Source organism: Cellulosimicrobium sp. I38E (assembly GCF_001647255.1).
Classification (GTDB): Bacteria; Actinomycetota; Actinomycetes; order Actinomycetales; family Cellulomonadaceae; genus Cellulosimicrobium; species Cellulosimicrobium cellulans_E.
In genome coordinates this window covers 1-13,155 of the sequence record NZ_LUAZ01000069.1, presented here as the reverse complement: position 1 = coordinate 13,155, position 13,155 = coordinate 1, and the positions used below count along the sequence as shown (strand labels likewise).

Below are 13,155 nucleotides of genomic sequence, written 5' to 3'. Positions count from 1 at the left end.
GGCGAGCGGGGGCGGGGGCGTGATAGGACGTACGGGTGAGTAACGACGCCGCCACGCCCGGTACCTCCGACCAGCCCGAGAGCCCGTTCCACGATCTCGACCAGTACCTCGCCATCCCGCGCGTCGGAGGGCTCGCGCTCTCGCCCGACGGGGCGCGCCTGGTCACGACCGTGCAGACGCTCGACCCGCAGCGCACCGGGTACCGGACCGCGCTGTGGGAGGTCGACCCGGCGGGCGAGACCCCGGCGCGTCGGCTCACGCGCAGCACCAAGGGCGAGTCGAGCGCGACGTTCACGGGGGCGGGCGACGTCCTCTTCACCTCGGCCCGGCCCGACCCGGACGGCGGCTCCGACGACGACCCGAAGGCGGCGCTGTGGCTGCTCCCGGCGACGGGCGGCGAGGCGCGCGTCGTCGCGACGGCGCCCGCGGGCGTCAGCGGCCCGCTCGCGGCGACGGACGCGCCCGTCGTGTCGGTGGCGGCCTCGGTGCTCCCGAGCGCGCGCGACCTCGCGCACGACGCCGAGCTCCGGTCCGCGCGCAAGGACGCCAAGGTCGCGGCGATCCTGCACAGCGCGTACCCGGTGCGCCAGTGGGACCACGACCGGGGCCCGGACGAGGCCCACCGGTTCGTCGGCGACCTCACGACGCTCGTCGACGAGCCGGCGCACCCGCTCCCGGACCCGGCCGGGACGTCGGGCGCCGAGCCCGGCGGCACCGACGACCACGGCCCGCACGACCCCCGGCTCCTCGACCTGCGCGACGTGACCCGCGGCGTCGAGCAGGGAACCGCGCCGGGCCGCGCGCTGCACGAGCACTCCGCCGACCTGTCCGGCGACGGTACGACGCTCGTCACCACGTGGCAGGTGGCCGGGCCCGGGCCGCAGGTGCGCAACACGCTCGTCGCGATCGACACGGCAACGGGCGCGCGGCGCACGCTCGTCGACGAGCCGAGCGCGGAGGCGCACTCGCCCCGCATCTCGCCCGACGGCGCCTGGGTCGCGTTCGTGCGGGAGACCATCTCGACGCCGCACCAGGCGCCGGAGGAGAGCCTCGCCGTCGTGCCGCTGCACGCGCCGGACGGGCCGGCGGGGGCCGTGGAGGGCCACGACGACTCCGCGACGACGCGCGCGGAGAACCACGCGACCCCGCGCACCCTCGTGCCGCACTGGGACCGCTGGCCGACGTCGCTGCGCTGGCTCCCCGACGGCTCGGGGCTGCTCGTCACGGCCGACGACGACGGCCGCGGGCCCGTCTTCCTCGTCGCCTTCTCCCCGGACGGCACGACGGAGAACGGCACGGCCGAGCGCGTGACGAGCGACGACGCCGTCTTCACCGACGTGCAGGTCGCGCCCGACGGACGCACGGCCTACGCGCTGCGCACGAGCTACCTCGAGCCGTCGCACCCGGTCCGCATCGACCTCGGGGCGTTCCTCGGGTCCGGCGCTGCGGGCGGCCGTACGCCGGTGCCCGCGACGCCGCTGCGCGGCCCGGTCGCGACGCCCGACCTCCCGGGCACGCTCGTCGACGTCGAGACCGCCGCGTCGGACGACGTGCGCGTGCGCGGCTGGCTCGCGCTCCCGCACGGCGCGTCCGCGGACGACCCCGCGCCGCTGCTGCTGTGGATCCACGGCGGCCCGCTCGGCTCGTGGAACGCGTGGAGCTGGCGCTGGAACCCGTGGCTGATGGTCGCGCGCGGGTACGCGGTCCTGCTGCCGGACCCGGCGCTGTCGACGGGGTACGGCCAGGACTTCGTGCAGCGCGGCTGGGGTTCGTGGGGCAAGGCCCCGTACACCGACCTGCTCGCGATCACCGACGCGGTGGAGGCGCGTCCCGAGGTCGACGCGACCCGCACGGCCGCGATGGGCGGGTCTTTCGGCGGGTACATGGCGAACTGGGTCGCGGGCCACACCGACCGCTTCCGCGCGATCGTCACGCACGCGAGCCTGTGGGCGCTCGACCAGTTCGGCCCGACGACGGACCACGCGTACTACTGGGCGCGCGAGATGACGCCGGAGATGGCGCTCGAGAACAGCCCGCACCGGTTCGTGGGCGACATCGTCACCCCGATGCTCGTGATCCACGGCGACAAGGACTACCGCGTCCCCATCGGCGAGGGCCTGCGGCTCTGGTACGAGCTGCTCGAGTCGTCGGGCCTGCCCGCCGGGGCCGACGGCGAGACGGTGCACCGGTTCCTGTTCTACCCGGACGAGAACCACTGGATCCTCCAGCCGCAGCACGCGAAGGTCTGGTACCAGGTGGTGCTCGCGTTCCTCGCGGAGCACGTGCTCGGCGCCACGCCGGGCGAGGGCGACGCGGCGCTGCCGACGACGCTCGGCTGAGCACGGGGCTCCCTGCCCGACGCCGGGGGAGGCCGGACTCCGGCATGGGAGGGCACGCAGGCGCGCCGCGCGGAGCGTGAGGTAGTCGCGCTCCGCGGGGCTCGGCGTCGCCGCCGCGGCGGCCACGTACTGCCCGACGGCGGCCCGCGTCTCTCCCGCCCGCTCCAGCAGGTGCGCACGCACGGCGGGCAGCCGGTGGCTCGTCGCCAGGGCGTCGTCGAGGCCGGCGAGGAGGGCGAGGCCCGCGCGGGGGCCGTCGACCATGGCGACCGCGACCGCGCGGTTGAGCGTGACGTGCGGGCTCGGGTCGAGGCGCTCGAGCACCAAGTAGAGCGCGAGGACCCGCTCCCAGTCCGTCGCGTCCGTGCTCGGTGCCTGCGCGTGCAGCGCCGCGACCGCCGCCTGCACCTGGTACGACCCGACGAGCCCGTGGGGGAGCGTCGCGGTGACGATCCGGACGCCCTCGACGATCTGGGCGTGGTCCCAGCGGGACCGGTCCTGCTCGGCGAGCGGCACGAGCTCGCCGCGCGGGCCGGTCCGGGCGCCGCGCCGGGCGTCCGTGAGGAGCATGAGCGCGAGCAGCCCCGCGACCTCCGGGTCGTCCGGCAGCAGCGCGTGCACCGTCCGGGCCAGGCGGATCGCCTCGCCGGACAGGTCCGCGCGCCGCAGGTGCGGCCCCGAGGTCGCCGTGTGGCCCTCGGTGAACACGACGTAGAGGACGCGCAGGACCGCGGCGAGCCGCGCGTCCCACTCGCCCGGCCCCGGGGTCGCGAACGGGCGGTCGAGCGCGGCGAGGCGCCGCTTCGCGCGCGTGATGCGCTGGGTCATGGTCGCCTCGGGGACGCCGAACGCACGGGCGATCTCCGCCGTCGTGAGCCCACCGACGGCCCGCAGCGTCAGCGCGACGGCGCTCGCGGGCGGCAGGTCGGGGTGGCAGCAGAGGAAGAAGAGGGTGAGCGAGTCGTCGACGTCACCCGGTCCCGCGCCCGTGTCGACCTCTCCCGGCACCTCGTCGGGCGCGACCGTCGCCCGCGGGGCCCCGGCCGCGCCCGTGAGCCCGGCCGGGGCGAGCCGCGCCGACGCCGGGTCGCGCCGCGCCGTCGTCTCCTCCCGACGGCGCCGCGCGACGTCGGCCCGGACCGTGTCCACGAGCCGGCGTTCCGCGACGCGCACGAGCCAGGCCCGCGGGTCGTCGGGGATCCCGTCCGCCGGCCAGCGGGTCGCGGCCGCGAGCAGCGCCTCCTGGAGCGCGTCCTCGGCGTCGGCGAGGTCGCCGCAACGCCTGACGAGGAGGCCGAGGACGCGCGGCCGGAGGTCCCGCAGCAGGTCCTCGACCGGCTCGGGGGACGAGGTGGTCACGCGGCCGTCACTGCTCGGACGCGGGTGCGCTCATGACCTGGCGGACCTCGATGTACTCGCCGATCGGGGAACCTCCCGGGCCGGGCGCGGCCGACGCCTGCGCCGCGATCTCGACCGCGCGGTCCTGGCTGTCGACGTCGACGATCCAGTAGCCCGCGAGGAACTCCTTCGACTCGGGGAACGGGCCGTCGGTGACGACGGGCGCCGTGCGGCCGTCGGACACGACGACGACCGCCTGGTCCGGCGCGGCCAGCCCCTGGGCGTCGACGAGCTCGCCCGACGCCGCGAGCTGCTCCCCGAGCGCCCGCTGGAACGCGATGTGCGCCTCGACGTCCTCCGGCGCCCACTCGTGGATCGGGAGGTCGCAGTGCGCCGCCTGGGTGTAGGTCTTCACCAGCATGTACCGCATGGTCGGTTCCTTCCGTCGGTCGGCGCCCCGTCGGCGCCGTCACGGGGAGGTCGGAGCCGACGGCTCGCTCCCGACACGTCTCGGCCGTGGATTCGTGTGAACTGGATCACACTACAGTCCGCCCGGGGGTCAGGGGTGGGCGCGGAGCTGGGCCAGGCCGCGGCGGGCGTGGCTCTTCACCGTGCCGAGCGGGAGGCCGGTCTCGGCCGCGACCTGGGCGTGCGTGCGTCCCTGCGCGTACACGAGCCGCACCACCCGGCGTCGTTCGGGGGCCAGACGGCGCAGCGCGTCCTCGAGGTCGACCCGGGAGGCGACGTCGTCGGCCGGGTCGGGGACGGTCGTCGCGAGCCGTGGTCGAGACGCTGCCTCGCGTCGCCGGGCGTCGCGCGCCCGCGCCCGGAGGAGGTCGGTGGCCACGTGGCGCGCGATGCCCAGCAGCCAGACGGGCAGGTCGCCGCGCGTGGGGTCGAACCGGTCGCGCGAGCGCCACGCGGCGAGGAAGACGAGCTGCGTCGCGTCGTCGGCGTCGGCCGGGTCGCCCAGGCGCCGCGCGACGACGGCCCGGACGAGCGGGGCCCATCGGGAGTACGCGGCGGGAAGGTCGAGCACGGCGCCGTGGTCACCCGTGCCCTCGGCGCCGCCGGGCGCGCGCTCGTCCCGCCTCGCGCCCTGCTCGGCGCGGGGAACACGTGCCACGGTCCCGACCATCGCGTCACCGGTCCTCGTCGTCCTCCTCCCAGTGTCGGACGCCGCAGCGCGGGACGCGAGGTCGTGCGCGCTGCGGGGGCTGGGGACGGCGACGGTGGGCGAGCGGCCGTGGTCAGACGGGCGTCAGCGGTGCACCGGGCGGCGCTGGTGGACGTGCCGGTCGTGCACGGCCTTGCCGAGCTCGTAGATCGAGCCGACGAGGATCGCGGCGATGATGAGCGCACCGAAGATCAGGAACCACTGCGACATGCCGTTCCCGATCCCCGTGACGCCGATCGTCCCGCCGGATCCGGCAGCGAGCGACGCGAACATGGCGACCTCCTCCCGAGGGGGCGGACGTGCCCTCTCGTCCGGGGTTCGCCCGCAGGCCGGCGCACGGATGCGGCCCGGGGTCCCGGGCCCGGAGGGCTCGCGTCAGGCGACGGTCGACGGGAGCGGGGCGAACGCCGCGCGCCAGCGGCGCACGAGGCGCCGGTCGGCCGCACCCCGGGCCGCCGCCCATGCGCAGTGCTGGGTCGTCTCGCGGTGCTCCAGCAGGGCGTCGCGGTCGTGCTCGAGGGCCCAGAGGAGGGCGGTGCGCACCTCGGTGCGCGAGGGGGCGGAGGGCAGGGTGTCGTGCATGGTCCGTCTCGTCGTCGGTCGGTCTTCGGGCGGCCTGGTGACCGCTTCCACCCGACAAGACGGCACAAGTCGCCGTCTGTGACGCGAGTTCGGTGACTTTCTTCCGGAGAACGTGTGATGCCGGTCGCACGGGCCGGTCCCGTACGACCGGCTCACGCCGGCCGCCGTGCTGCCCGGGGCGTCGGTCAGGAGACCGCGTCGACGAGCGCGGCCGCGAGGTCACGGGGGCGCGAGAGCATCGGCCAGTGCCCGGTGGGGAGGTCGACGTACGTGAGGTCCGTGAGCTCGCCCAGCTCGGTGTGCAGGGGAGGGCCGGGGTGCGCGAGCTCGGCGAGCACGGCCGACGGGATCGACGAGCAGATGACGGTCGCCGGGACGTCCAGCCGAGCCGGGTTCGCCAGGTGCACCGTGCCGCGTGCGACGGGGCCGGGCGTCGGCACGGCGCGCTCGCGGAACCGCGCGAGCGCCGCGTCGTCCAGGCCGTCGAGGCTCGACCCGTCCTCGGCCAGCGTCTCCCAGTCGGGCAGCGGGACCTCGGCGGCGTCGGCCGGGAGGTCGGAGGAGAGCGCGGCGCCGTCGACGAGGGGGCCGGTGTCGACGTAGACGATCCGCTCGATCCGCGCCGGGTCACGGTCGGCGACCTGCTGCACGACCGGTCCGCCGCCGCTGTGGCCGACGAGCGCGACCCGGCCGTCGAGCCCGTCGACGAGCCGCGCGACCGCGTCCACGTGGTCCTCGCGCGTGACCCCGGCGCGGTCCCGCGCGGTCGCACCGGCGTCCAGGCCGGGGAGGGTCACGGCGTGCGGGACGAGGCCGGCGGCCTCGAGGTGGGGGACGACGTCGTCCCACGCCCAGGCGCCCAGCCAGAAGCCGGGGACGAGGACGACGTGGAGGGGCTGCTCGGTCGTGTCGTGGTTGCTCATGCACCCACCCTCGCAGCGCATCGGTGACACCTGTCTGTCACCATCGTCCGGTGAACAGGACGGAACGTCTCTACGCGATCGCGGAGGAGCTCCGGCGGGCGGGGCGGACCGGGACGACGGGTCCACGCCTCGCGGCGGCGCTCGAGGTGAGCGAGCGGACGATCAAGCGCGACGTGGCCGCGCTGCAGCAGGCCGGTCTGACGATCTGGGCCCAGGCCGGCCCCGGCGGTGGCTACGTGCTCGACCCGAGCGCGTCGCTGCCGCCGGTCAACTTCACGCCCGGCCAGGCGGTCGCCGTCGCGGTCGCGCTCGCGACGCTCCCGCCCGGCAGCCCGTTCGCGGTCGACGCGCTCGCGGCGCGCGGGAAGGTCTGGGACGCGCTCGCGGCCGGTGACCGCGATCGGGCCCAGGCGCTCGCCGCGCGCGTGTGGGTGCGGCACGACGCGGGCCCCGGGCCGTCCGACGAGGACGGCGGGTCGCACGGCGGGGACGGCGGCGGGGAGATCGTCGGGCGCGCCCGCTCGCACCTCGGGGTGCTGCGCGCCGTCGAGCAGGCGCTCGCCGGGTCGCGCGTGCTCGCGGTCCGCTACCGGGACGGCCGGGGCGCGACGTCGTCGCGCCGGGTCGAGCCCGTGCTGCTCGCGCACACCGACGGGCGCTGGTACCTCGTCGCGTGGTGCCGGTCGCGCGAGGCGATCCGCTGGTTCCGGCTGGAGCGCGTCGAGCGCGCCGACCTCACCGCCGAGACGTACGCGCCCCGTCCGGTCGCGGACGTCGGGGAGCCACCCGTCGGCGCGACGGCGGTCTACGACCCCGACGCGGGCTGACGCACCTCAGCCGTCGGCCGGGCGCCGCACCAGGTCGAGGACGGCCCCTGCGAACGCCTGGGGGCCTCGGCGGGCAGGTCGTGACCCGCGTGCGGCACCTGGCGGTGCTCGCGCGGTCCGGCGAAGAACCGTGCCGTCGCCGACCCGTCCGTCGCGGGGAAGTTGCCGTCGGCGAGCCCGTCGAGGGTGATCGTCGGGACGTCGATCCGGGGCAGCGCTGCGAGGCGTCGCTCGAGGTCCTCGTACGCGGGGTCACCCGGCGCGAGCCCGAGCCGGTGGCGGTAGGAGTGGATGACGACGTCGACGTAGCCGGGGTTGTCGAAGGCCTCGGCGGTGCGCGCCAGCTCGGCCTCGGTGAACGACCTCTCGGGTGAGTTGCGCGTCCACAGCACGCGCGCGATCTCCGCGCGGTTCTGCGTCAGCCCCCGCCGACCGCGCTCGGTCGCGAAGTACCAGAAGTACCAGAACCCGGCCTCCAGGTCGGGCCGGATCGGCGTCTGGGCGGCGGCGACGTCCTGCACGAGGTAGCCGTTGACCGAGACCAGGCCGCGGACGCGCTCGGGCCAGAGCGCCGCGACGACGCACGCGGCGCGCCCGCCCCAGTCGTAGCCGGCGAGCACCGCCGAGCCGATGTCGAGCGCGTCGAGGAGCGCGACGAGGTCGGCGCCCAGCGCGGCCTGCTGGCCCGAGCGCACCGCGCCGGGCTCCCGGAACGTCGTGGGGCCGTGCCCTCGCAGGTACGGGACGATCACGCGCAGCCCCTCGGCGGCGAGTAGCGGGACCACATCGACGTAGCTGTGCACGTCGTACGGGTAGCCGTGCAGGAGCATCACGGGGGGTCCGGCGGGGTCGCCCGCCTCCACGTACCCGACGGTGAGCGGCCCGGCGTCGACCGTCGAGACGGGTCCGAGCGCGGTGGTGGCGATCATCGTCGTCTCCTCGCGGTTCCGCGGTTCCGCGGCGCCGTCAGGCCGCGGCCCGGCGCGACGCGGAGAGGGCGGCGAGCACGGTGCGCGCGACCCGGTCCGGCGCGGAGACCGCGACGGCGTGCGACGCACCCTCCACCTCGTCCACGCCGCGCGCGGCGGCGCGCTCCGCCATCCAGCGGTGCGCGGCGACGGGGATGTTGCGGTCCTCGGAGCCGAACACGAACCAGGACGGGACGGCCTTCCAGGCCGGCGTGCCGGCGAGCAGGCCTTGGTTCAGCGCGACGTCCGTGACGGGGCGCTGCGTCCGGGCGGCGACGTACGCGGTCTCCTCCGGGACGTCCGCGGCGAACTGCGCGTGGTACGCGTCGGGCCGGATCCACAGGTCGTCGACGTCGTCCACGAGCGACGTGCTCTCCAGCGCGTCGGCGAGCGTGCTGCCGGGGAACCGGCCGGCGAGGTCGACCGCGCTCTCGCCCGTGTCGGGGGCGAACGCGGCGACGTAGACGAGACCGACGACGTCCCCCAGCCCCTCGGCCGCAGCCTCCGTGACGACCATGCCGCCGTAGGAGTGGCCGACGAGCACGAGCGGGCGGCCGGCGTCGCCGACGGCGTCACGCAGGTACTGCGCGTCGGTCACGACGCTGCGCAGGGGGTTCGCGAGGGCGAGGCTGTCGACGTCGTGCGCGCGGAGCCGGGCGATCACGCCCGACCAGCTCGCGGACTCGGCGAACGCGCCGTGCAGGAGCACGACGAGCGGGTTCTCGGGCATGGCTCTCTCCTCCGTCGGTCGGCGGACGGACCGGGCGAGTCGCCACGGGGCGTCCTGTTGACCGTTCGACCGAGGAGGGACGGCGGGCGTGACACCGCCGCCGGGGTCAGTCCCCGCGCAGCACGCAGAACTCGTTGCCCTCGACGTCGGCCATGACGACGAACGTGTCCGCCTCGCCCTGCCCGACGTCGACGCGGCGTGCGCCGAGCCCCTCGAGCCGCGCGACGTCGGCGGCCTGGGTCGACGAGGAGAAGTCGAGGTGCACGCGGTTCTTGACGGCCTTGCCCTCGGGGACCCGCTGGAAGACGAGGCTCGGCGGTCCGAGGACCGTCTCGCCGTCGCGCGGGTAGAGCACGGCCTCGCCGTGCGGTCCGGTCTCGCGCCCCGTCCAGCCGAGCGCGGCCTGCCAGAAGTCCGCCACGACGGCGGGGTCGGCGCAGTCGACGACGGCGCCGCTGAAGGTGAGTGTCATGCGGTCAGTGTGACGTGCGCCACCCACAGGGACGCGTCGCGTCGGGAGTGCGGCGTCAGGCCGCGTCGGGGTCCGGCTCGACGAGCCGCCCGACGAGCGCGGGCAGCCAGTCCGCGGCCTGCGCGCGCTGGACGGCGTCGTCGCCGTCGGGGGTGAGGAACGCGTCGCGCGCCGCGGACGTGTAGGCGCTGATGAGCACGCGCGTGGCCGCGGCGGCGTCGATCGCGAACCGCATCCCGACGCTCGCGAGCACGCGCGTGAGGATGTCCGCGAGCTCCGTGCGGAACGACTCCTCCTGGTCCGCGAACCGCTCCGCGACCTGCGGGTCGCGCAGCGCGAGCAGCTCGAGCTCCGCGCTCATGAGGCACCACCGACGCTCGTCGCGCGGGTCTGCCATGACGGCCGCGACGATCGTGGCGATCGCCTCGGGGGCGATGACCCCGTCGCGCACGGGGTCGTCGGGCAGGTGCTCGACGGCGGCCTCGAGGCTTCGCATCCGCATCCGGATCTCGCGCTCGGTGAGGGCGAGGAACAGCGACTCCTTGGTGTCGAAGTTCGAGTAGAACGCGCCGCGCGTGAAGCCCGCCGCCTCGCAGACGGCCTCGATCGACGTGCCGTTGATGCCGTGCTCGGCGAACAGCCCGTAGGCGGCGTCGAGCAGGCGCTCGCGGGTGCGCTCGCGGCGGGGGGACAGCGGGGCCTCGCTCTCGGTGCCGCGGTCGACTCGGGTCGGGTCGAGGTCGGTGGTCACGCCGCACATGCTCCCACTGTCGGACGGCGCCACCCGCACGGGCAGCCTTGCGATACACGAGTGTATCCGATACGGTCGCGCATCGGATACAGCGGCGTATCCTGAAATCCGTCTGCACTCTCCCCGGGAGGCCGCTCGTGTCCTCAGCGCTGTACTCGCTCGGCCGCTGGGCGGTCGGGGCGCGCCGGCTCGTCCTCGCCGCGTGGATCGGGATCCTCGTCCTCGCGGGCGCGCTCGCCGGCCTCGTCGGCCAGGGCCTCGACGACGAGGTGACCATCCCCGGCACCGAGTCCCAGGCGGCGCTCGACCGCCTCGCCGCCACGTTCCCGCAGGTCAGCGGTGCGTCCGCCCAGGTCGTCGTGGTCGCGCCCGACGGCTCCACCATCGAGGACGACGCCGTCCGCGCACCCGTGGAGGACGCCGTCACCGCGCTCGGCGACGTCGACGGCGTCGCCGCCGTCACCTCGCCCTACGACGACACCATGACGGCGTCGATCAGCGACGACGAGGTCGCGACGCTCATGACCATCCAGCTCGACGAGGGCCAGAGCGAGGTCACGGACGCCACGAAGGACGCGCTCGGCGACGTCGTCGACGACCTGGCGGCGGCCCTGCCCGACGGCGCGCAGGCCGCGCTCGGCGGACAGCTCTTCAGCACCGAGTTCCCCACGCTCACCGTCACCGAGGCGCTCGGCCTCCTCGTCGCGCTCGTCGTGCTCGTCCTCACCTTCGGCTCGTTCGTCGCGGCCGGGCTGCCGCTCCTCAACGCCGTCGTCGGGGTCGGCGTGAGCATGGGCCTGCTGTTCGCCGCGACCGCCGTCGCGCAGATCAACTCGACGACCCCGATGCTCGCCGTCATGCTCGGCCTCGCCGTCGGCATCGACTACGCGCTGTTCATCGTGTCCCGGCACCGCGACGAGCTCGCGAGCGGTCTGGGCGTCGAGGAGGCCGCCGCCCGCTCCGTCGCGACGGCGGGCTCCGCCGTCATCTTCGCCGGCCTCACCGTGATGATCGCGCTCGTGGGCCTCGGCGTCGCCGGCATCCCGTTCCTCACCGTCATGGGCGTCGCCGCCGCCGTCGGCGTCGGGCTCGCGGTCCTCGTCTCGATCACGCTGCTGCCCGCCATGCTGGGGTTCGCGGGCGAGCGGCTCCGCCCGAAGGCCCCTCGGCGCCGCCGCCGGGGTCGGCGGCGTGCAGGCGCGTCCGCCCCGCGAACGCGCACGGTGACCAGCCCGGAGCCGAACGGCGTGGGTTCGGCCGGGGCCGACTCGCCCGGATGGGAGGACGGGCGGACCGACGCCGCGCCGTCGGGCCTCGACGAGACGACGAGGCCACGTGCCGCGGACCCGACGACGAGCGCCCAGCCGTCCGTCGAGCACCGGAACCGGTTCTTCGCGGGGTGGGTGCGGACCGTGACGCGAATCCCGCTGCTGACGATCGGGCTCGTCGTCGCGGCGATCGTGCTGCTGACGCTGCCGGCGCGGGACCTGCAGCTCGCGCTGCCGGACGCGGGGACGCTGCCCGAGGACAACCAGGCGCGCGTCACGTACGACCTGGTGTCGGAGCACTTCGGGCCAGGCTTCAACGGGCCGCTCATCGTCACGGGGACGATCGTCACGTCGACGGACCCGGTCGGGCTCATGGACGACCTGGGCGACGAGATCGCGGACCTGCCGGGCGTGGCGGACGTCCCGCTCGCGACGCCGAACCTCACCGCGGACACGGGCATCGTGCAGGTCGTGCCGACGGGCGCGCCGGACTCCGAGGAGACCAAGGACCTCGTCACGGAGATCCGCGCGCAGCACGACCACTTCCTCGACGAGTACGGCGTGGACCTCGCGGTCACGGGGTTCACGGCGGTCGGGATCGACGTGTCCGCGAAGCTGGGGGCGGCGCTGCTGCCGTTCGCGTTCGTCGTCGTGGGCCTGTCGCTCGTGCTGCTGACCATGGTGTTCCGGTCGATCGCGGTCCCCATCAAGGCGACGCTCGGCTATCTGTTCTCGGTGGGCGCGGCGTTCGGCGTCGTGACGCTCGTGTTCGAGCACGGCTTCCTCGCGGACGCGCTCCACGTCACGCGGCTCGGCCCGGTCATCTCCTTCATGCCGATCGTGCTCATGGGCGTGCTGTTCGGCCTCGCGATGGACTACGAGGTCTTCCTCGTGGCGCGCATCCGCGAGGACTACGTCCACTCGGGCCAGGCGCGACGGTCGATCTTCACGGGGTTCCAGGCGTCCGCGAAGGTCGTCACCGCGGCGGCGGTCATCATGTTCGCCGTGTTCGTGGCGTTCGTGCCCGAGGGCGACATGAGCCTCAAACCCATCGCGCTCGGGCTCGCGGTCGGCGTCCTCGTCGACGCGTTCGTCGTGCGCATGACCCTGGTGCCCGCCGTGCTCGCGATGCTCGGCGACAAGGCGTGGTGGATGCCGCGCTGGCTCGACCGGGTGCTGCCGTCGTTCGACGTCGAGGGCGAGGGGCTGTCCAAGGAGCTCGCGCTCGCGGACTGGCCGGAGCCCGGCAGCACGGACGCCGTCGTCGCCCACGACCTCGTGGTCGCCGCGGCGCACGGGCCCCTCGCGGACCCGGTCACGGTCCGCGTGCCTGACGGCGGGTCGCTCGTCGTGCACGGGACGTCGCCCGCGGCGGTGTCAGGGGTCGTGCTGGCGCTCGCGGGACGGCTCAGGCCGGCCGCCGGCGCGCTCAAGGTGACGGGCCTCGTCCTGCCCGAGCGCGCACTGAGCGTGCGCCGCCGGGTCGCCCTCGTCGACCTCGCGGCCGACGTCGCGGCCCTGCCCGGGGACGCGCCCGCGCCCGCCGCGCACCGCGTGCCTGCGGCGGCGAGCGTCGCCGCGCTGCTGCGCGAGGACCCGCGGCTGCTCGCCGTCGTCGGGACGGACGCCGTCACGTCGCCCGCCGAGCGCGCCGCCCTGTCCGAGGTGCTCGCCCGGGCGGCCGAGCGCGGCACGGCGGTCGTCCTCGGCGCCGTCGGGCCTGCGCCGACCGACCTCGCCCCACCGGGGACGCAGGTGCTCGACCTGCACGCCCCCGACC

Annotated in this window: 12 protein-coding genes and 1 pseudogene; 3 read left to right on the top strand and 10 right to left on the bottom strand. The window is 75.6% G+C overall.

The features are described 5' to 3' along the window. Positions 1-35: 35 nt before the first annotated feature. Entirely contained in the window at positions 36-2,339 is a 2,304-nt protein-coding gene (locus tag A0J59_RS18435) for a prolyl oligopeptidase family serine peptidase (protein ID WP_064317070.1), read from the top strand. Positions 2,340-2,795: 456 nt separating this feature from the next. Here the strand turns inward: A0J59_RS18435 and A0J59_RS22565 are convergent. The 6 genes and pseudogenes from A0J59_RS22565 to A0J59_RS18405 form a co-directional block, all read right to left on the bottom strand. Further along, positions 2,796-3,698: pseudogene (locus A0J59_RS22565) on the bottom strand (RNA polymerase sigma factor); the annotation flags it as partial. Between the two features lie 7 nt (positions 3,699-3,705). Continuing rightward, positions 3,706-4,098, bottom strand: coding sequence for a YciI family protein (locus A0J59_RS18425; RefSeq protein ID WP_255365339.1), 393 nt, complete (start codon positions 4,096-4,098; stop codon positions 3,706-3,708). 138 nt (positions 4,099-4,236) lie between these two features. Continuing rightward, positions 4,237-4,803, bottom strand: a complete 567-nt coding sequence (locus A0J59_RS18420) for an RNA polymerase sigma factor (protein ID WP_172820087.1) — start codon at positions 4,801-4,803, stop codon at positions 4,237-4,239. 135 nt (positions 4,804-4,938) lie between these two features. Further along, entirely contained in the window at positions 4,939-5,127 is a 189-nt protein-coding gene (locus tag A0J59_RS18415; protein WP_047231860.1) for a hypothetical protein, read from the bottom strand. Between the two features lie 102 nt (positions 5,128-5,229). Next, entirely contained in the window at positions 5,230-5,436 is a 207-nt protein-coding gene (locus tag A0J59_RS18410) for a hypothetical protein (RefSeq protein WP_047231861.1), read from the bottom strand. A gap of 185 nt (positions 5,437-5,621) precedes the next feature. Beyond that, a complete protein-coding gene (locus A0J59_RS18405) occupies positions 5,622-6,359 on the bottom strand; it encodes an alpha/beta fold hydrolase (RefSeq protein WP_047231862.1) in 738 nt (245 codons plus the stop codon). 50 nt (positions 6,360-6,409) lie between these two features. Between A0J59_RS18405 and A0J59_RS18400 the strand changes: the two genes are divergently transcribed. Beyond that, positions 6,410-7,186 carry a YafY family protein gene (locus A0J59_RS18400; protein ID WP_064317066.1) on the top strand — a complete coding sequence of 259 codons (777 nt, stop codon included), beginning with the start codon at positions 6,410-6,412 and terminating at the stop codon, positions 7,184-7,186. Here A0J59_RS18400 and A0J59_RS18395 read toward each other — a convergent pair. The 4 genes from A0J59_RS18395 to A0J59_RS18380 form a co-directional block, all read right to left on the bottom strand. Next, positions 7,165-8,115: an alpha/beta fold hydrolase gene (locus A0J59_RS18395; protein WP_255365338.1), complete on the bottom strand. Its 951-nt coding sequence runs from the start codon at positions 8,113-8,115 to the stop codon at positions 7,165-7,167. The two genes, A0J59_RS18400 and A0J59_RS18395, sit on opposite strands and share 22 nt — an antisense overlap. Positions 8,116-8,152: 37 nt before the next feature. Then, positions 8,153-8,884: an alpha/beta fold hydrolase gene (locus A0J59_RS18390; protein ID WP_064317065.1), complete on the bottom strand. Its 732-nt coding sequence runs from the start codon at positions 8,882-8,884 to the stop codon at positions 8,153-8,155. 106 nt (positions 8,885-8,990) lie between these two features. After that, positions 8,991-9,356, bottom strand: a complete 366-nt coding sequence (locus A0J59_RS18385; protein WP_047231866.1) for a VOC family protein — start codon at positions 9,354-9,356, stop codon at positions 8,991-8,993. Positions 9,357-9,411: 55 nt separating this feature from the next. Continuing rightward, the gene (locus tag A0J59_RS18380; protein WP_172820086.1) at positions 9,412-10,107 is read right to left on the bottom strand and encodes a TetR/AcrR family transcriptional regulator; all 696 of its coding nucleotides are present in this window, start codon (positions 10,105-10,107) and stop codon (positions 9,412-9,414) included. A gap of 137 nt (positions 10,108-10,244) precedes the next feature. Here A0J59_RS18380 and A0J59_RS21360 point away from each other — a divergent pair. Then, positions 10,245-13,155, top strand: a 2,911-nt coding sequence (locus tag A0J59_RS21360) for an MMPL family transporter (protein WP_156533171.1), incomplete at its 3' end; no start/stop codon positions are given.